The 17,094-nt window shown below is 73.5% G+C and carries 12 protein-coding genes; 5 read left to right on the forward strand and 7 right to left on the reverse strand.

What is annotated here, in order from left to right:
- Positions 1–156 precede the first annotated feature (156 nt).
- From THESUDRAFT_RS05870 to THESUDRAFT_RS05890, 5 genes are all read right to left on the reverse strand, one after another.
- Positions 157–1,071 carry an ABC transporter permease gene (locus THESUDRAFT_RS05870; protein WP_006903831.1) on the reverse strand — a complete coding sequence of 305 codons (915 nt, stop codon included), beginning with the start codon at positions 1,069–1,071 and terminating at the stop codon, positions 157–159.
- Complete coding sequence (locus THESUDRAFT_RS05875; RefSeq protein WP_006903832.1) at positions 1,058–2,302, reverse strand: ABC transporter permease; 1,245 nt, start codon at positions 2,300–2,302, stop codon at positions 1,058–1,060. Before THESUDRAFT_RS05875 ends, THESUDRAFT_RS05870 begins: the two co-directional genes overlap by 14 nt.
- Positions 2,299–3,828: an ABC transporter ATP-binding protein gene (locus THESUDRAFT_RS05880; protein WP_006903833.1), complete on the reverse strand. Its 1,530-nt coding sequence runs from the start codon at positions 3,826–3,828 to the stop codon at positions 2,299–2,301. Before THESUDRAFT_RS05880 ends, THESUDRAFT_RS05875 begins: the two co-directional genes overlap by 4 nt.
- Positions 3,829–3,969: 141 nt before the next feature.
- Positions 3,970–5,004 (reverse strand): BMP family lipoprotein, encoded by a 1,035-nt coding sequence (locus tag THESUDRAFT_RS05885; RefSeq protein ID WP_242823256.1) that lies wholly within the window; start codon positions 5,002–5,004, stop codon positions 3,970–3,972.
- Between the two features lie 358 nt (positions 5,005–5,362).
- A complete protein-coding gene (locus tag THESUDRAFT_RS05890; RefSeq protein WP_006903835.1) occupies positions 5,363–5,995 on the reverse strand; it encodes a DNA-3-methyladenine glycosylase in 633 nt (210 codons plus the stop codon).
- A 322-nt stretch (positions 5,996–6,317) separates the two neighbouring features.
- On the opposite strand from THESUDRAFT_RS05890, the gene THESUDRAFT_RS05895 reads away from it, so the two are divergent.
- From THESUDRAFT_RS05895 to THESUDRAFT_RS05910, 4 genes are all read left to right on the forward strand, one after another.
- A complete protein-coding gene (locus THESUDRAFT_RS05895; protein ID WP_006903836.1) occupies positions 6,318–7,529 on the forward strand; it encodes an NADH-quinone oxidoreductase subunit D in 1,212 nt (403 codons plus the stop codon).
- A 373-nt stretch (positions 7,530–7,902) separates the two neighbouring features.
- Entirely contained in the window at positions 7,903–8,637 is a 735-nt protein-coding gene (locus THESUDRAFT_RS05900) for a TetR/AcrR family transcriptional regulator (RefSeq protein WP_006903837.1), read from the forward strand.
- A 311-nt stretch (positions 8,638–8,948) separates the two neighbouring features.
- Positions 8,949–10,379, forward strand: coding sequence for an efflux RND transporter periplasmic adaptor subunit (locus tag THESUDRAFT_RS05905; protein ID WP_006903838.1), 1,431 nt, complete (start codon positions 8,949–8,951; stop codon positions 10,377–10,379).
- Positions 10,376–13,501, forward strand: a complete 3,126-nt coding sequence (locus tag THESUDRAFT_RS05910) for an efflux RND transporter permease subunit (RefSeq protein WP_006903839.1) — start codon at positions 10,376–10,378, stop codon at positions 13,499–13,501. The genes THESUDRAFT_RS05905 and THESUDRAFT_RS05910 overlap by 4 nt, the downstream gene beginning before the upstream one ends.
- A 269-nt stretch (positions 13,502–13,770) precedes the next feature.
- On the opposite strand, the gene THESUDRAFT_RS05915 is transcribed toward THESUDRAFT_RS05910, so the two are convergent.
- Together THESUDRAFT_RS05915 and THESUDRAFT_RS05920 are read right to left on the reverse strand one after the other, a co-directional pair.
- Positions 13,771–14,568 (reverse strand): enoyl-ACP reductase FabI, encoded by a 798-nt coding sequence (locus tag THESUDRAFT_RS05915; protein ID WP_242823257.1) that lies wholly within the window; start codon positions 14,566–14,568, stop codon positions 13,771–13,773.
- A gap of 18 nt (positions 14,569–14,586) precedes the next feature.
- Entirely contained in the window at positions 14,587–15,831 is a 1,245-nt protein-coding gene (locus THESUDRAFT_RS05920; RefSeq protein ID WP_006903841.1) for a M24 family metallopeptidase, read from the reverse strand.
- A 146-nt stretch (positions 15,832–15,977) separates the two neighbouring features.
- On the opposite strand from THESUDRAFT_RS05920, the gene THESUDRAFT_RS05925 reads away from it, so the two are divergent.
- On the forward strand, positions 15,978–17,021 hold the full coding sequence (locus THESUDRAFT_RS05925; protein WP_006903842.1) for an NADH:flavin oxidoreductase/NADH oxidase: 1,044 nt from the start codon (positions 15,978–15,980) through the stop codon (positions 17,019–17,021).
- Positions 17,022–17,094: the final 73 nt, after the last annotated feature.

The raw sequence follows: 17,094 nt of genomic DNA on the forward strand, positions 1-17,094 counted from the left end.
AGGGGGCCGCCGGCGGCGGTCCCCTTCGCGCGCATCGTTCTCGGTTGTGCCCCGGTTTCGAGGGCGGTGGCGCATCCTGCCGGCCCGCGGGCCCCGCCTTGACGGCGCCCCCGCAGGCATCGCACGGGAGCCGGCCCGCCCGGGCCGGCGGCCGGCCTACTCCTCGCCGCGGCTGTAGTGGGTTCCCACCGCCGCCGGCGGGGTCGACCGCCGCATCACCCCGGCCAGCACCAGCAGGGTCACCACGTAGGGCACCATCTCGAGGAACTGGTAGGGAATGGCCACGTTGGCCTGGATAGAGAGCGCCTCGGCGGCGCCGAACAAAAGGGAGGCCAGGGCGGCGCCCACCGGGGACCAGTTACCGAAGATCATGGCGGCCAGGGCGACGAAACCCCGGCCCTGGGTCATCCCCTCCACGTACACGTGGTTGAGCTCGACCACCAGATAGGATCCGGCCAGCCCGGCGAACAGGCCGCTCAGCACCACGCCGGTGATGCGCATGGCCTCCACGTTGACCCCCAGGGTGTCGGCCGCCAGGGGGTTCTCGCCGCACGCCCTCAGGCGCAGGCCGAAGGGGGTCCGTTGCTGGACGTACCACACCAGCAGGATCAACAGCAGGCCCGCCGGGACCAGCGGCGAGATGTCCCCCAGGTAGGGTACGGGCAGCGCCGGCAGCCCTTCGACCCGGGGGGACGTGGTGGCCGTGCCGAAGGCCCGGTAGCTGCCGATGCGCACCAGGCCCGCGGCCAGCAGGTTGATCGCCACGCCGCTGACGATGTGGTCGATGCGGAAGCGGACGGCGGCCACGGCGTGCACCACGGCCAGGGCGGCGCCCGCCAGGGCGCCCGCCACGATGCCGGCCAGCGGCCCGGCGGTGATGCCCACCCAGGCGGAGCAGAAGGCTCCGAACAGCATCATGCCCTCGAGGCCGATGTTCACCACGCCGCCCAGCTCGGTGAAGGTGGCGCCCACGCTGGTGATCAGCACGGGCAGGGCCAGGCGCAGGGTGGCGGCGATGAGGGCCACCAGAGCCACCAGCAGGGCCGGGGACGACGCGTCAGGCGCCGGCATGGTGTCCCTCCTCTCCCGTGGCGGCGGCCGCCTGGGCCTCCCCGCCGGAACGCGGCCGGGCTTCGCCGGGCCGCCCCGCCTGCGGGCCGGCGGCCAGGGAGCCCGTTCCTCCCGCGCCGGTGGCGCCCCGTTCCTGGCCGGCCAGGATGCGAGCCCGCTCCCAGCGGCGCAGCCAGCGGCCCGCCACGGCCGAGGTGATCAGCATGGTCAGGATGATGACGCCTTCCATCACCGTGATGACCTCGCGCGGCACGTCGGCCAGGGCCTGCACGCCCAGGCCGCCCCGCTGCAGGAACGCGAAGAGGAACGACGCCAGCACGATGCCCGCAGGGTGGTTCGCGCCCAAAAGGGCGACGGCGATCCCCGTGAAGCCGTAACCGCGCGGGAAATCGATGTCCAGGTAACCGAAGTAGCCCAGCAGGTCCGACATGCCGACCAGGCCGGCCAGCGCGCCGCTGAGCAGGAGGGCCCGGCGCTGCACGGCGGGCACGGGGATCCCGGCCGCCCGGGCGGCCTCGGGGTTGAGTCCCACGGACCGCAATTCGAAGCCCAGGGGGGTCCGCCAGAGCAGCAGGTAGACCACCAGGGCCATGGCCAGGGCCACGGGGAAGAACCAGTCCAGAGCCACCGACGGGCGCAGGTGGATGCCCAGCGCCTCGGCCAGCCCGTGGATGCGCGGGATGCGGGCCGTGGCGGCGATCTCGGGCATGCGGACACGCGTGGTGCCCGCCTGGCTGGGGTCGCGGAAGACGTCCCCGATCAGCCAGAGCAGCAGCGACGTGGCGATGAAGTTCAGCATGATGGTGCTGATGACCTCGTGCACCCCGCGCCGCACCTTGAGCTCCGCAGGCAGCCAGGCCCACAGGGCCCCGCCGGCCACGCCCGCCAGGACGGTCAGGGGCAGGTGCAGCACCGCCGGCAGGCCCGCCAGGTAGATGCCGGCCAGGGAGGCGGTGAAGGCGGCGATGAGGTACTGGCCTTCCACCCCGATGTTGAACAGGCCGGCGCGGAAGCTCAGGGCGACGGCCAGGCCCGACAGGATCAGGGGGGTCATGCGCGACAGGACGCCGGCGATGCTGTCGGCGCTGGAGAGGTTGTAGGTCAGCATCACCTGGAGGACTTCCAGGGGATGGCCGCCCGTCAGCAGCACCACCACGGCCCCGATGAGCCCCGCCAGCACCAGGGCCACCACGGGGACTGCGGCGTAGAGCAGCGTGCGGGCTACCTTCATGCCGTCTCACCCCCCGCCAGCATCAACCGGCCCAGCCGCTCGGCCGTGGCCTCTTCCCGGGAGAGCTCGCCCGCCAGCCGGCCCCGCACCAGCACGCCCACCCGATCGGCGAGGGCCAGGATCTCCTCCAGGTCCGCCGAGATCAAGAGGATCCCCAGCCCGCGGGCCCGGGCGGCCAGCAACTGCCCCCAGACGAACTCGATGGCACCCACGTCCAGGCCGCGGGTGGGCTGGGCCGCCACGATCAGCCGGGGCTGCCGTTCCAGCTCCCGGGCCAGGATCAGCTTCTGCTGGTTGCCCCCCGAGAGGGCGGCGGCGGGCACGTCGAGGGAAGGGGTGCGCACGTCGTAGCGGGCCACGTACCGGGCGACCCGCTCCCGGATGGAGCGGGGGTGGTAGAACCAGCCGCGGCGCCAGGTGCGGTCGCGGTGGCTGCCCAGCATGGCGTTCTCCCACAGGGTCATGGGCAAGACCAGCGCCTGGCGGTGGCGGTCTTCGGGAATCACCGCCACGCCCTCGGCCCGGCGCCGGGCCACGCTCCACCCCGAGGCGTCCCGGCCGAAGATCTCGACCCGCCCGCGGGTCACCGGGCGCAGTCCGGTGACCACCTGGACCAGCTCCGCCTGGCCGTTGCCCTCCACCCCGGCGATGGCGTAGATCTCGCCGGGGTACACCGTGATGCGGATGTCCTCAAGCACGGTGCGCGACCCCTCGACGCAGGTCACGTCCTGCAGGGAGAGGAGGGGTGCCGGTTCTTGCTGCGGCGGCGGCGCGGGCCGGTCCAGGTGGAAGAGCACCGGGCGCCCCACCATCATCTCGGCCAGATGGGGCTTGGTGGCTTCCCGGGCCTCCACCGTCCCGATCACCCGGCCGCGGCGCAGCACCGTGATGCGGTCGGCGATGGCCAGCACCTCGTCCAGCTTGTGGCTGATGAAGAGCACCGTCTTCCCCTGCTGGCGCAGCTCCCTGAGGTGGCGGAAGAGCTCCTCCACCTCCTGGGGCACCAGCACCGCCGTGGGCTCGTCAAGGATGAGCAGCTGGGCGCCCCGGTAGAGCACCTTGAGGATCTCCACCCGCTGCTGCTGGCCCACGGAAAGCCCGGCTACCCGGGCATCGGGGTCCACGTCCAGATGGTAGCGGCGGGCGAGCTCGGCCACCCGGGCCCGGGCGGCCGCCAGGTCCAGCCGGGCCGCGGATCCCGGCTCGCTGCCGAGCACCACGTTCTCCGTCACGGTGAAGCGCGGCACCAGCATGAAGTGCTGGTGGACCATGCCGATGCCCAGCTGGGCCGCGTGGCGCGGGCCGCGCAGGCGTACCGGCCGCCCCTCTAGGCGCACCTCCCCGGCATCGGGCTCGTACAGCCCGGCCAGGATCTTCATCAGGGTCGACTTGCCGGCGCCGTTTTCGCCTACGATGGCGTGGATCTCACCGCGGCGGACGGCAAAGCTGATGTCGTCGTTGGCCACCAGGCCCGGAAAGCGCTTGGTGATGTGGCGGACCTCCAGCATCCACTCCGCGTCGGGCACGACCGGCACCTCCCTGCGCCGCTGCCGCCGGGCACGGGCAGGGGACGGCCCCGTGCCGTCCCCTGCGGTGGAATCCGGCCAGAGGTTCCCTGCCCCGGCCGCAGCGCGCTGTGCCCGGCACGCCTGCAGCGGCCGCGCGGCTCACACGTCGCCCGGCGTCTCGGGCACCTGAATCTCGCCGCTGATGATCTTCTCCTTGAGCTCGTCCAGCTGGGCGGTGATGTCCTCGATCAGGGAGCGGTTCTTGTCGTTGACGGCGTAGCCGACGCCGTCTTCCTTCAGGCCGTAGGCGTGGAGGCCGGCCTTGAAGTTGTCTTCCACCACGGAGCGGATGACGTCGTAGACGGCCACGTCGACCCGCTTCACCATGGAGGTCAGGATCACGTCGGCGTAGTCCGGCGCCGTCAGCGACTGGTCGGCGTCGACGCCGATGGCCAGCTTGCCCTGCTGCTTGACGGCCTCGAACACGCCCTTGCCGGTGCCGCCGGCCGCGTGGTAGATCACGTCGGCGCCCTGCTGGATCTGGGCCAGGGCCAGCTCGCGGCCCTTGGTGGGATTGTTGAACGCTTCGCCGGTGGTGCCGGCGTAGTCGGACAGGACCTTGATGTCCGGGTTGATGTACTTGGCACCGGCCCGGTAGCCGGCCTCGAACCGCTCGATCAGAGGCGTCTTCATGCCGCCCACGAAGCCGATGGTGCCGGTCTGGGTCTTGAGGGCCGCGGCCGCGCCGACCAGGAAGGAGCCTTCATGTTCCTTGAAGGTCAGGCAGGCCACGTTGTCCAGGGGCTCCTCGGGGCAGGAGTCGACGATGGCGAACTTGACCTCCGGATATTCCTTCGCCACGGCGGTGATGGCATCGGTGAAGAGGAAGCCGACGCCGATCACCAGGTCATAGCCCTGGTCTGCAAAAGTCCGCAGCAGGTCTTCCCGGTTCTGGCCGCCGGCGTCGGGTTCGGCGTCCTGGGCCTCGACCTTGTCGCCGAACTCCTGGATCGCCTTTTCCAGGCCGGCGTAGGCCATGTCGTTGAACGACTGGTCGCCCCGGCCGCCCACGTCGTACACCAGGCCGACGCGCACCTTGGTTTCCTGGCCGCCGCCGCCGCCGTTGCCACCCTGGTCCTGGGAGCCGCCTCCACCCCCGCCGCACGCGGAGAGGATGAGGGATCCCGCCACCATGAGGGCCAGACCTAGCGTCCGGCCTCGGGCTCGCCCGCGCATAGAAAACCCCCCGTCGAAGGCTTTGATGCTGACGCGCGGCTCCGCGAAGGATGTCGAAGCCGCAAACCATGGACGTGTTCCCCGCGCCGAACCAAACTCCTGCCACCATGCCGTTCGCGCACGCCAGAACATTCTGGGGCGTGTGGCGGGGAATACGACGGCTGGCGCCCCATGACAGCCCCGAGCGGTGATCCATCACAGAAGTGGGGGCGGAAGGAAAAGGCCGGCCCCGCCCCCGCGGGCCCGTCTCCGCCGGGGACGGGCGGAAGGGTGGCCCCCCATGTCCCCGGCCCCGGGCCCGACCCCTTGAACCCGGCTACGGGCGGGACACGTGGGGGTTGCCGGCCACCCAGAACCGCCAGGGCACGTCCTTCCACTCGCCCGCGTAGTCGATGTTGATCCTTGGCCCGCGCGCCACGGCCGCCACCGTGAAGGGCGGGCGAGGGTAGTGTATCCGCAGGGGGGAGGCCGGATCGAAGAGGGGCAGGCCGTACTGCCCGCGGGTGATGCCCAATGCCTGGCAGAGCCGGCCGGGTCCGCCCGTGAGGACGCCGGGCCGCGCGAGCCGGTCCCCGCCGGCGCAGCGGCGGCGGGCCATGAGGGCCAGGCCGCGCCGGGGTTCCAGGGCGCGCACCAGGACGGCCTGCGGCTTGCCGGGCTCGGCGGCCACCACGTTGAAGCAGTGGTGCATGCCGTAAATGGAAAACACGTAGGCATGGCCGGCAGGGCCGAACATCACCTCCGTGCGGGCCGTGCGGCGGCCGCCGAAGGAGTGGGCGCCCCGGTCTTCCGGTCCCTGGTAGGCCTCGGTCTCCACGATGATGCCGCTGGCCAGGCCTTCCGGCGTTTCGTGCACCAGCTCAAGGCCGAGAAGGGCCGGTGCCAGCTCGGCCGCAGGCCGGCGGTAGAAGGAGGCCTCCACCACGGGACCCAGGGGGATCGCGTCCACGCCGCCCGCCTCCCGGGGTCCCCCGGCCGGGACGTTCCCGGCGCCCTGGATGCCCTGGGGCGAGCCTCGCGCTGAACGCTGGTTGGAAGGCACGCCGTGCCGCTCGTCCATGGACAACAGTGTAGCGCAGCCGGCGGCCGAGCGGCGGCCGGCGCGGCCGGAGGCGAGCCGGGATCCGCCCGGGCCGGTCGGGTGCGGATAAGGGGTGGCAGGTCAGGACAGGTTAGGGGGGTGGAACCAGCCGGCCCAGTGGGACCTGCCGGCCCGCCCGCGCTGCCAGGCGGGCGGCGGGCCGGGGCCCGGCAAAGGAGGCGGGGGCGCCATGGCGGACAAGGTGCCGGGCCGGGCGGGCAGCCCGCTGCTGGAGCGGGACCCGGCCTACACGGCGTCGCTGCCCGATCCGCGGGGCGACGCCAGCGTGGAGCTGCGCTACCTGGACGACGAGGGCCAGCACATGGTCCTCAGCATGGGGCCCCAGCACCCCAGCACCCACGGTGTGCTGCGGGTGGTGCTGACCCTGGAGGGTGAGACCATCGTCCATGCCGAACCGGACATCGGCTTCATGCACCGCAACTGGGAGAAGCAGGCCGAGTACCGCACCTACGCCATGAACGTCCCCTTTGCGGACCGCAACGACTACATCGCCCCCTTCCACAACGAGCGGCTGATCTGCGAGGCCATCGAGCGGCTGCTGGGCGTGGAGGTGCCCGAGCGGGCCCGCTGGCTGCGCCTGGCCCTGTGCGAGATGGAGCGGATCGCCAGCCATGTGCTCTGGGCGGGCACCATGGGCCTGGACCTGGGCGCGGTGACGCCCTTTTTGTTCGCCTGGCGGGACCGGGAGATGTACTACATGCTGGTCCAGGAGCTTTCGGGCGGCCGGCTCTTCCCCCAGTTCATGCGCATCGGCGGGCTCCGCAACGATGCCCCCGACGGTTGGGTCGAGCGGGCCCTGGCCTGGCTCGACCACATGGAGAGGGAGGCCTGGCCGGAGTACGTCCAGCTCCTCTTCGACAACGAGATGTACGTCCGGCGCACCCGGGGCATCGGCGTCCTGGCGCCCCGGCAGGCGGTGGCCTGGCAGGCCAGCGGTCCTGTGCTGCGGGGCTGCGGCGTGCCGCGGGACCTGCGGGCCTCGGACCAGGGCGTGCCCTACCGGGAGCTGGGCTTTCGCCCCGTGGTGGCCGAAGGCGGTGACGTGTGGGCGCGCAACCAGGTCCGGATCCAGGAGATCCTGGAGAGCGTGCGCCTGGCCCGGGAGGCCCTGCGCCGGCTGCCCGGGGGGCCGGTGATGGCCAAGCTGCCCCGGGCTCTCCGCCCCACGGGGGAGATCTACCACGAGATCGAATCGCCCCGGGGCGTCATCGGTCTCTACCTGGTGGCGGGGGGCGACGTCATGCCGTATCGCGCCCACTGGCGCTCACCCTGCTTCGTGCACCTGCAGCTGCTCCCCCTCCTGGCCCGCGGCCATCTGGTGGCCGACATGACGGCCATCATCGGCAGCATCGACATCGTCCTGTGCGAAGTGGACCGCTAGGACCAGGGGCACCGGGCTGCGGCGCGGGGTCCTGCGCCCACCCGCAAGACCTGGAGGGCGCGGTGGTAGCTCCAACCGGAGGCCCCGGCCCCGCACCCGCGCCCCCGCCTCGAGTGCTGGGGCCCGCCGGCCCGCCTGGCCGCAGGCCCTCCGGCCCGCCGGTCCCCCGGTGCGGCGGCCCACTACCCTGCCGGCCGGACCCGCCTCGCGCGTCGTGGCATCTCGCTGGCCTTCCCTGCAGCTTGGCCATGCTGGCCTCCCGGCCCGCCTGCCCTTGACAACGGGTGCCTGCCCTGCCTACGCTGGGCACGATGGTTGTGACCGCGGTCACACTATGACCATGGTCATCACAGCCGCCGGAGGTGGCCGGGAGGTGAACCTGCGCCAGGCCCAGCGGGAGGCGGTGCGCCAGGCCCTCATCCGAGAAGGGATGCGCCTTCTGGCGCGCAAGGGCTTCGCTGCCACCACGGTGGACCAGATCGCCAGCGCCGCCGGCGTCGCCAAGGGCACGTTCTACAACTACTTCGCCACCAAGGAAGACCTGGCCCTGGCGGCTCTGCCGCCCCGCCTGGAAGCGCTGCGCCGCGAGCTGGAGGCCGCGGGCGCGATGCCGCTGCGCGCCGCCCTGCACCACCTGCTGTCCCGGCTGGTGGAGTGGACGCAACAGGTCCACCCGGACGTGATCTGGCTTTGGTGCATCGAGAACCTGCGCCGAGGGGCAAACGAGCCGGCATCGCGCTTGCTCCACCGCCTGGTCACCGACCTCTGTGCCCGCGGCCAGGCGCGGGGCGAGCTTCAAGACTCCCGCCCGCCGGAAGAACTGGCCCTGGACATCGAGGGCATCGCCCTGGCCCGCCTGGCCGCCTGGTACCACAGCGGGGCGCCGCCGGGACTGCTGCCCCACCTGCTGGCCGCCGTCGACACCTACCTGGCGGGAGCCGGCCTCAGGGAGGAGCCGGCCGGCCGGGCGGGCGGATCATTGCCCGCTGCCGGCCCGGGTCCGGTTCCGCCACCCCCACCGCCGGACCCGAACCGCCAGGGTCCGCCGCCGTCCTCTGAAGGCCCGGAAGGTACGCAGGCCAAGGGAAAGGAGAGCGGAGGGCCGTGATCCACGCGCTTCCCCAGTTTCACCCCGCGCCCCAGCCTGGGCCGGAGGCGGGGCCGCAACCTGGATCCCAGACCGGACCTCAACCTCAAGCGCATCCCGAACACCGCGCCCGCGCCGGGCACCGCCCTGAACCGCCTGCGGGCCTTCACGGCGTCGTCCGCCCGTGGTGCCGGCCAGCGGCTGCCGCCCTGCCGCCCGGCCGCGGCACCCGGGAAGCGGGCGGGCCGCCGTCTTGGTTGCGGCATCCCGGGACGGGGATGTCCCGCCGGGGGCGGCGCCCCCCGAAGCGGAGAGGGCCGGGGTGGCCCCGCTTGACCGCCCTGCTGGTGGCTGGGACCCTGCTCCTGGCGGCCTGCGGCGGCGGGGAAGGGGGCAAGGAGACGGCGCGCAGCGGCGCCAGCCTGGAGACCGTGGTGCCGGTGGAGGTGGTCACGGCGGTTGAGGGCACGGTCGCAGAGCCGGTGGAACTGGCCGGCCGGGTCCGGGCCCGTTCCGAGGTCGCCGTGCGGCCCCAGGCGGCCGGTGCCATCACCGCCGTCCACGTGAGGGTGGGCGACCGGGTCAAGGCCGGGCAGTTGCTGGTCGAACTCGATCCCACCGTGGCTCGGGCTCAGGTCGATCAGGCGGAGGCGGCCCTGGCGGCCGCCCGGGCCGCCGCCCGGCAGGCCGCCCAGGCCCGGGAGGCCCAGATCCTGCAGGCCGACGCCGAGCTGCGCCAGGCGGAGCTGGCAAGGGAAGGGGCCCGGGTCCAGCTGGACGGTGCCCGGCAGAGGCTGGCAACCTTGCAGGCCCAGTGGCAGGCCCTGGGGTGTGCGGCCGGCAGCGGCCCGGCGGCCACGGCGGCCGGCGGCGGGCTGGCCGGCACCGGCAGCTCCGGTTGGGCCGGCGGCGCCCCGCAGGCCGGCGGCACCGGGACGGGCGGACCCGGAGCCGGTGGGGAAGGGGGCTGCGAGTCGCTGGCCGCTACCCTTACGGAGGCCCAGGCTGCGGTGCGCCAGGCGGAGTTCAACCTGCAGGCGGCCCAGGTGCGCCTCGATGCGGCCCGGCGTGCCCGGGACCTGGCGCGGCAAGGGGATCCGGCGGCGGCCGCCCGGGCCCAGGTGGAGCAGGCCGAGGCGGCCCTGGCCCTGGCGCGCCACCAGCTCGATCTGACCCGGGTGACCGCCCCGGTGGCCGGGGTGGTGGCGGCGATCCATGCCCAGGTGGGTGCCCTGGCGTCGCCCCAGGGGGTGGATCCCCTGGTGGTGCTGGTGGACCCGGGACCCGCGCAGGTCGAGGCGCAGGTGCCGGCCGGTTTGTACGGCGCCGTGGAGGTGGGCGGCACCGTGGAGGTGACGGCCGGGTCGACCGCCTGGCAGGGCCGGGTGATCGAGAAGACCCTGGTGGCCGACCCGCGCACCGGAACCTACACCGTGACCGTGGAGCTCCTGGGCCAGGACGGGCGTGAATGGCCCGTTTCGGGGCAGCCGGCCACCCTGCGGTTCACGCCTCAAGGTGGGGCGCGGGGCGTGGTGATCCCCGTGGACGCCCTTCAGGAGGGGGACGAGCCGGGCCAGGGCGTGGTCTTCGTGGTCGAGGGCGATCGCGCCGCCCGCCGGGAAGTGCGATACGGCGCCGTCACCTCCCGGCAGGCCCTGGTCCTGGAGGGGCTGCGGCCGGGGGACCGGGTGATCACCCGGGGCGCGGCGGGCCTGGCCGGCGGCGAGCGGGTCCGGATCGTGGAAGAGGGCGGTCCGCGGTGAGCGTCGCGCGCTTTTCCGTCCACCGTCCGGTCTTCGTCACGGTGCTGGTGATCGCCCTGGTGCTGCTGGGCGCCTTCCTGCTGCCCGCCATGCCCGTCGACCTCCTGCCCCAGCTGGAGCTGCCCGTGGTGGTGGTGGCCACCTCCTACCCCGGCGCCTCGCCCGCCGAGCTGGAGGCCCGGGTGGTCGAGCCCCTCGAGCAGGCGGTCAGCACCATCAACGGGGTCAAGGGGGTCCGCTCCATCGCCCAGCCCGGCTCGGCCCTGGTCATCCTCGAGCTGAACTGGGGCACCGACCTGGACTTCACGGTGCTGGAAGTCCAGAAGCGCATCGACGCGGTGCGGGGCCTTCTGCCGGACGATGCCGGCAGCCCGCGGGTGCTGACCCTGGATCCGTCGGCGGAGCCCGTGGTGACCGTGGGCGTCACGGGAGACCTGCCGGCCGGGCAGCTCCAGGCCCTGGCGGAAGACCGGGTGGCGCCGGCGCTGGAGCAGGTGGACGGCGTCGCCTCCGTCGGCGTGGTGGGCCTGCGCCACAGGGAGGTGCGGGTCATCCTCGATCCCGCGCGCCTTGAGGCGTACGGCCTGAGCCCCGCCCTGGTGGCGCGGGCCCTGGGGGGCGGGGCGACCCTGGCCACGGCGGGTTCCGTCGACCGCGGCAGCGCCGCCCTCTCGGTGCGGCTCGACGCCCAGTACACCAGCGCCCGGGACGTGGCCGAGGCCGTGGTGACCACGCCCGCCGGGGCGGCGGTGCGCATCGCCGACATCGCCACCGTGGAGGAGGCACTGGCGGACCCGGCGCAGCTGGCTTACCTGGACGGCAAGCCCGTGGTGCAGCTCCAGGTGCTGAAGGCCACCGACGGGAACACCCTGGCCGTCTCCCGGGGCGTGGAGCAGGCGCTGCAGCGGCTGGCACCCCAGTTGCCGCCGGGGGTGGAGCTGCGCACCATCCTGGACCAGGGCGACTTCATCCAGGAATCCGTGCGGACGGTGGCCGAACACGGCGTCCTGGGCGGCCTGATCGCGGTGGCCGTCCTCTACCTGTTCCTGGGCAACTGGCGCACCACGCTGGTGGTGGGCCTGATGCTGCCCGTCTCCGTGGTCGGCTCCTTCGCCATGCTGGCCGCCGCCGGCCAGACCCTTAACATCGTCTCCCTGGGCGGCCTTTTGATCGGCATCGGCTCGCTGGTCGACTTCGCCATCGTGGTGATCGAGAGCATCCACCGCTACAGGATGCGGGGCACGCCCCCCCTGCAGGGGGCCGAGGAGGGGACGGCGGAGGTCGCGGCGGCGGTGACGGCGTCGGCCATCGCCCAGGGGGCCGTGTTCTTCCCGATGATGCTCACCGGCGGGCTGGCGGCGGAGCTGTTCACGCCGCTGGCGCTGGCGGTGATCTTCTCCCACGTGGCGGCCCTGTTCGGCGCGGTCACCTTCGTGCCCATGCTGGCGGCCCGGGTGCTGGGGAGCCACTACCAGCCGTCGGGGCTGCTGGCCGGGTTCCACCGGGCCATCGAGCGGCTGGAGCAGGGCTACCGGCGGCTGCTGGCCGGCAGCCTGCGCCGGCGGGGGCTGGTGATGGCGGCGGGCCTGGCGAGCTTCGTGGCCAGCCTGGCGGCGGCGCCCTGGCTCGGGTCCGAGTTCCTGCCGCCCTCGGACAGCGGGCAGATCCAGGTGACGGTGCGCACGCCGCCCGGCACGCGGCTGGAAGAGACGGCGTCGGTGGCGCGGCGGGTGGAAGAGCTCCTGATGGCCCTGCCCGAAGCCGACCGGGTGGTCACCACCGTGGGTGCCGCAGGGGGGGCCTTCACCACCGGCGCCGCCGCTGCCAACGAGGCCGCCGTCACCGCGGTGCTGGTCCCGGTCCAGCAGCGGGACCGCTCGGTCTTCCAGGTGCTGCAGGCCCTGCAGCCCGAGCTGGAGGCCATTCCGGGGGCTGAAATCCAAGCCACGGTAGCGTCGTCGGTCATGGCAGGGGGGCTGCAGCAGCTGGAGGTGCAGGTGGCGGGCGACGACCCTGACCTGCTGGCCGCCATGGCCGACCAGGTGGTGGACCGGGCCCGCCGCCTGCCCGGCGTGGCGGCGGCGGACAACAGCCTGCGCCAGACCCGGCCGGAGGTGGTGGTCCGTCCCGACCGGGAGGCCCTGGCGCGGGCCGGCCTGACGGTCCAGGAAGTCGAGGTGGCCCTCCGGGCGGCCCTGGGGGGCGTGACGGTGGCCCGGGTGCGGACCGGCACCGACCAGTGGGACGTGCGCCTGCTGTTGCCCCAGGACTGGCAGCGGCGGTACGGCGCCCTGGACGACCTCCCCCTGCGGTCCGCCCTGGGTGGCGTGGTGCGGCTGGGCGACGTGGCCCAGGTGACGGTGGAACGGGCCCCCCTGGCCATCACCCGCCAGGACGGCCGCCGGCAGGTGATCGTGGCGGTCCACCTGGACGGCAGCCGGCCTCTGGGCGAAGTCTCCGCCGCCCTGCAGCGGGAGCTGGCGTCCATGGACTGGCCCGGCGGCATGACCTGGACGGTGGCCGGGGAGGCCGAGCGGATGAACGAGACCTTCCGCTCCCTGGGCCTGTCCATCGTGCTGGCCGTGCTGCTGGTCTATCTGATCATGGCGGCCCAGTTCGAATCCTTCTTCCACCCGCTGGTGATCCTGTTCAGCCTCCCTCCCACCGTGGTGGGGGCGGTGGCGGGCATGGCCCTGCACCGCCTGCCCATCGGGGTCACCGCCCTGCTGGGCTTCCTGATGCTGGTGGGCGTGGTGATGAACAACGCCATCGTGCTGGTGGACTACACCAACGTGCTGCGGCGGCGCGGCATGCCCCGGGACCAGGCGTTGCTGCAGGCGGGCCCGGTGCGCCTGCGCCCCATCCTGATGACCATGCTGACCACCAACCTGGGCCTGGTGCCCTTCGCCTACCTGCCGGGCCCGTCGTCCGAGCTGTTACGGCCCCTGGCGGTGGTGGTGATCTACGGCCTGTTGATGTCCACGCTGGTGACCCTGGTGCTGGTCCCCGTGGCCTACAGCCTGCTGGACGATGCCCTGCGGCGGCTGGGCCGGGTCTTCCGGCGGGACGCCGGGCGGGACGGGGCGGTGACCGGTGCGGGGCTGGCGGAAGCGGGGCAGTAGGCCCGCGGCGCCGGGGCTGGCGAAACGGGGGCCGTAGCGCCGCGGCAAGAACCTACCGGAAGCGGGGCCCTCGTGCCGCGGCGGGGGCTGGCGGTAGCGCCGTAACGGCCGGCGGCGCCGGGGCTGCAGCTTCGCCGTGCCGGAGGCGTGCGGGCGGCCGGTGCGCGGCCGAGAGGTCTGGGGCTGGAAGGTACCGCGCGGGCCCGAGGGCCGCCGGGGGTGCCTTGCTGCAAGGCATCCCCCGGTGGCCCTGCTGCCGTACCCCCCGGTTACACGCCCATCATGTTGTAACCCGCGTCGACGAAGAGCACCTCGCCCGTGATGCTGGACGAGAGGTCGCTGGCCAGGAACAGGGCCGCATGGGCGACGTCTTCCTGGCTGATATTGCGCTTGAGCGCCGAGCGCTCGGCATGGGTCTTGATGAAGTCCGTCAGGTTGCGGACGCCCCGGGCGGCCAGGGTGTTGATGGGTCCCGCGGAGATGGCGTTGACCCGGATGCCCTGGGGGCCCAGGTCGGCCGCCAGGTAGCGGACGCAGGCCTCCAGGGCGGCCTTGGCCACCCCCATCACGTTGTAGTTGGGCACGGCCTTCTGCGCGCCGTAGTAGGTCATGGTCAGGATCGACCCGCCGGCGGTCATCAGCGGCCGGGCGGCCCGGGCCAGGGCCACCAGGGAATAGGCGCTGACATCCAGGGCGATGCGAAAGTCGTCCCGGCTCGTTTCGACGAAAGGATTCTCCAGGGCCTCCTTGGGTGCGTAGGCCAGGCTGTGGACCAGGACGTCCAGGCGGTCCCAGCGGCCGGCGATGGTGGCGAAGGCCCGCTCGATCTGCTCGTCGTAGCTGACGTCGCACTCCACCAGCAGCGGTTCCCGGCGCAGCTCAGGGACCAGCTTCTGGACCCGCTCCCCCAGCCGCTCGTTCTGGTAGGCGATGGCCAGCTGGGCGCCGGCCGCGTCCAGGACCCGGGCGATGGCCCAGGCGATGCTGTTCTTGTTGGCCACCCCGAAGACCAGGGCGCGCTTGCCCTCCAGGAGCTGGGCAGGAATGGTCGCCGCCACAACCGTCACCCTTTCTACTTGTCCAGCTTACGAGGGGGTTGCGCCGATCACGGGCCGGCGCGGGGTGCGCGTCAGGATCCGCGGGCCCCCTTCTTCCACCACGATCATCTCTTCGATGCTGTAACCCCCCAGGCCGGGCACCCGCAAGGCCGGCTCCACGCACAGCACCATGCCGGCCTCCAGCCGGTCGTCGACCCCGGGCAGCAGGAGCGGTTCCTCCACGGTCTCCAGCCCGATGCCGTGCCCCAGCAGCGGTGCCAGGGCGTCTCCGAGCCCGTGGCGGGCCGCCGCCTCCGACGCGGCAGCCAGCAGCTCGGCCACGGTCACCCCCGGGCGGCAGCGGGCCAAAACGGCTTCCAGGCAGTCTTCCGCCGCCGCAGCCAGCCGCGCGAGTTCCGGAGGAACCGGCTCCACCAGGGCAGTCCGGAGCACGTCGAACTGGTAGCCGCCGCGGGCGCCGATGATGTCCAGGGCGACGGGTTCGCCTGCCCGGACCCGCCGGTCCGTGGCCTGGGGCCAGCGGAAGCTCAACAGCGACCAGGCGCCGGTGTGCACGCGGAAGTAGCGGACGAAGTCGGCCCCCGCCGCCAGGGCGGCGGCGGTGCCGGCGGCGCCCAGCTGCTGCTCGCTGAGTCCGGGCCGGAGAACCTCCAGGGCAGCGGCCAGGCCCACGTCGGCGGCCTCGGCCGCACGGGCCAGGAGGGCCTGCTCCTCCGGTTCCTTCAGGCGGCGGGGCCGGTTGACCAGCGGGTCGGCGGGCACCCACTCCGCTCCGGGGACCGCCAGGCTTGCGGCCCGGAAGGCGGCCCAGGACCAGAGATCCGATCCTGCCACACCGATCCGGCCCGTGGCGAGCCCCAGGCGCCGGATCCAGCCGGCCAGGGCGGCCGGGTGGGCGGCGGTCAGTTCGATCTGGTCGGCCACCACCGTCTCCGGGCGGGCCGCGTCGGCGATCAGGACCACCGGCCCCCGGCAGGGTACCAGAAGCAGCGACTGGCCCCAACCCTCGTAGCCCGGCGCGGAAGCCGCCGTGGGCGCGGGCGCCAGGTGGCCGCACAGGAAGGCGACCGGGGCGCCCCGCTCGTAGAACGCCCGCCCCACGGCCAGCACCGCGTCCAGGCCCTCCTGGGCGGCGGCGGCACGCAGGGCCTCCTGCCGGCGGCGATAGAGGTCGGGCGGCAGGACGGGCCGGTCGATCCCCGCACCCCGCGCCCCGGCGGGCCGGTACGGCGCAGTGCCTGTCGTCCCCCAGGCACCCCCTGGTTCGGACAACGACGCCACCTCGCTTCCGACACCCTAGTTTTCCTTCCGCCGGCAGGAATCCCTGCCCGCGCCACGGGGAGGGCCCGGGAGCCCCGCGACACCGGCTTGAGGCCTGGGGCCGGCAGGTGGATAATGGCGCCGTCGAGGTGAATGCCATGCCCGGTTTGTTCGACCCCATCACCTTCCGCGGGCTCACCCTGAAGAACCGCATCGTCATGTCGCCCATGTGCCAGTACAGCGCCGGCCCCGATGCCCTGGCCAACGACTGGCACTTCGTGCACTACGGCTCCCGGGCCGTGGGCGGGGTCGGCCTCATCGTGGTGGAGGCCACCGCGGTGGAGAGCCGCGGGCGGATCAGCGACGCCGACCTCGGACTTTACCGGGACGACCACGTGGCACCCCTGGCGCGGATCGTCGAGTTCTGCCATGCCCACGGCGTGCCGGTGGGCATCCAGCTGGGCCACGCCGGGCGCAAGGCCTGGTCGCCCAACCAGGGCGTGGGACCGGAACCGGCGGTGGCGCCCTCGGCCATCCCCTTCGCCGAGGGCTGGCCGGTGCCCCAGGAGCTGGCCGCCGCGGACGTTCCGCGCATCGTCGACGCCTTCGTGGCGGCCGCCCGCAGGGCCCAGCGGGCCGGGTTCGACCTGATCGAGATCCACGCCGCCCACGGGTACCTGCTCAACCAGTTCCTCTCGCCCCTCAGCAACCGGCGCACCGACGGCTACGGCGGCGATCTGGCCGGGCGCATGCGCCTGCTGCTGGAGGTGGTGGAGGCCGTGCGGTCCGCGTGGCCGGCCGACCGGCCCTTGTGGGTGCGGCTCTCGGCGGTGGACTGGGCCCCCGGCGGCATCACCCTGGAGGACACCGTGGCCGTGGCCCGGGCGCTGCGGGAGCGCGGCGTCGACCTGGTGGACTGCAGCTCGGGCGGGGTGGTGGTGCCGCCCGAGCCCATCCCCCAGGGCCCCGGCTACCAGACGGCCTTTGCCGCCGAGGTGCGGCGGCGGGCGGGCGTGGCCACGGGGGCCGTGGGGCTGATCACCGAGCCTGCCCAGGCCGACCACATCATCCGCACGGGCCAGGCCGACGTGGTCCTGCTGGCCCGGCAACTGTTGCGGGAACCCTACTGGCCGCTGCGGGCCGCCAGGGAACTGGGCGTGGAGGTGCCCTGGCCGCGCCAGTACCTGAGGGCCCGGACCTGAGGCGGGGTGGCAGGGGGCCGTGGGCCGGAGCCGCCGGCATGGTGCCCCCGGCCCGGGTGACACCGGCACTGGG

Source organism: Thermaerobacter subterraneus DSM 13965 (assembly GCF_000183545.2).
GTDB classification, from domain to species: domain Bacteria; phylum Bacillota; class Sulfobacillia; order Thermaerobacterales; family Thermaerobacteraceae; genus Thermaerobacter; species Thermaerobacter subterraneus.

Bases quoted from the DNA above. Each gene is read 5' to 3' on its own strand.
- THESUDRAFT_RS05870 (WP_006903831.1), bottom strand. From the start codon at position 1,071: ATGCCGGCGCCTGACGCGTCGTCCCCGGCCCTGCTGGTGGCTCTGGTG.
- THESUDRAFT_RS05875 (WP_006903832.1), bottom strand. From the start codon at position 2,302: ATGAAGGTAGCCCGCACGCTGCTCTACGCCGCAGTCCCCGTGGTGGCC.
- THESUDRAFT_RS05885 (WP_242823256.1), bottom strand. From the start codon at position 5,004: ATGGTGGCGGGATCCCTCATCCTCTCCGCGTGCGGCGGGGGTGGAGGC.
- THESUDRAFT_RS05895 (WP_006903836.1), top strand. From the start codon at position 6,318: ATGGCGGACAAGGTGCCGGGCCGGGCGGGCAGCCCGCTGCTGGAGCGG.
- THESUDRAFT_RS05925 (WP_006903842.1), top strand. From the start codon at position 15,978: ATGCCCGGTTTGTTCGACCCCATCACCTTCCGCGGGCTCACCCTGAAG.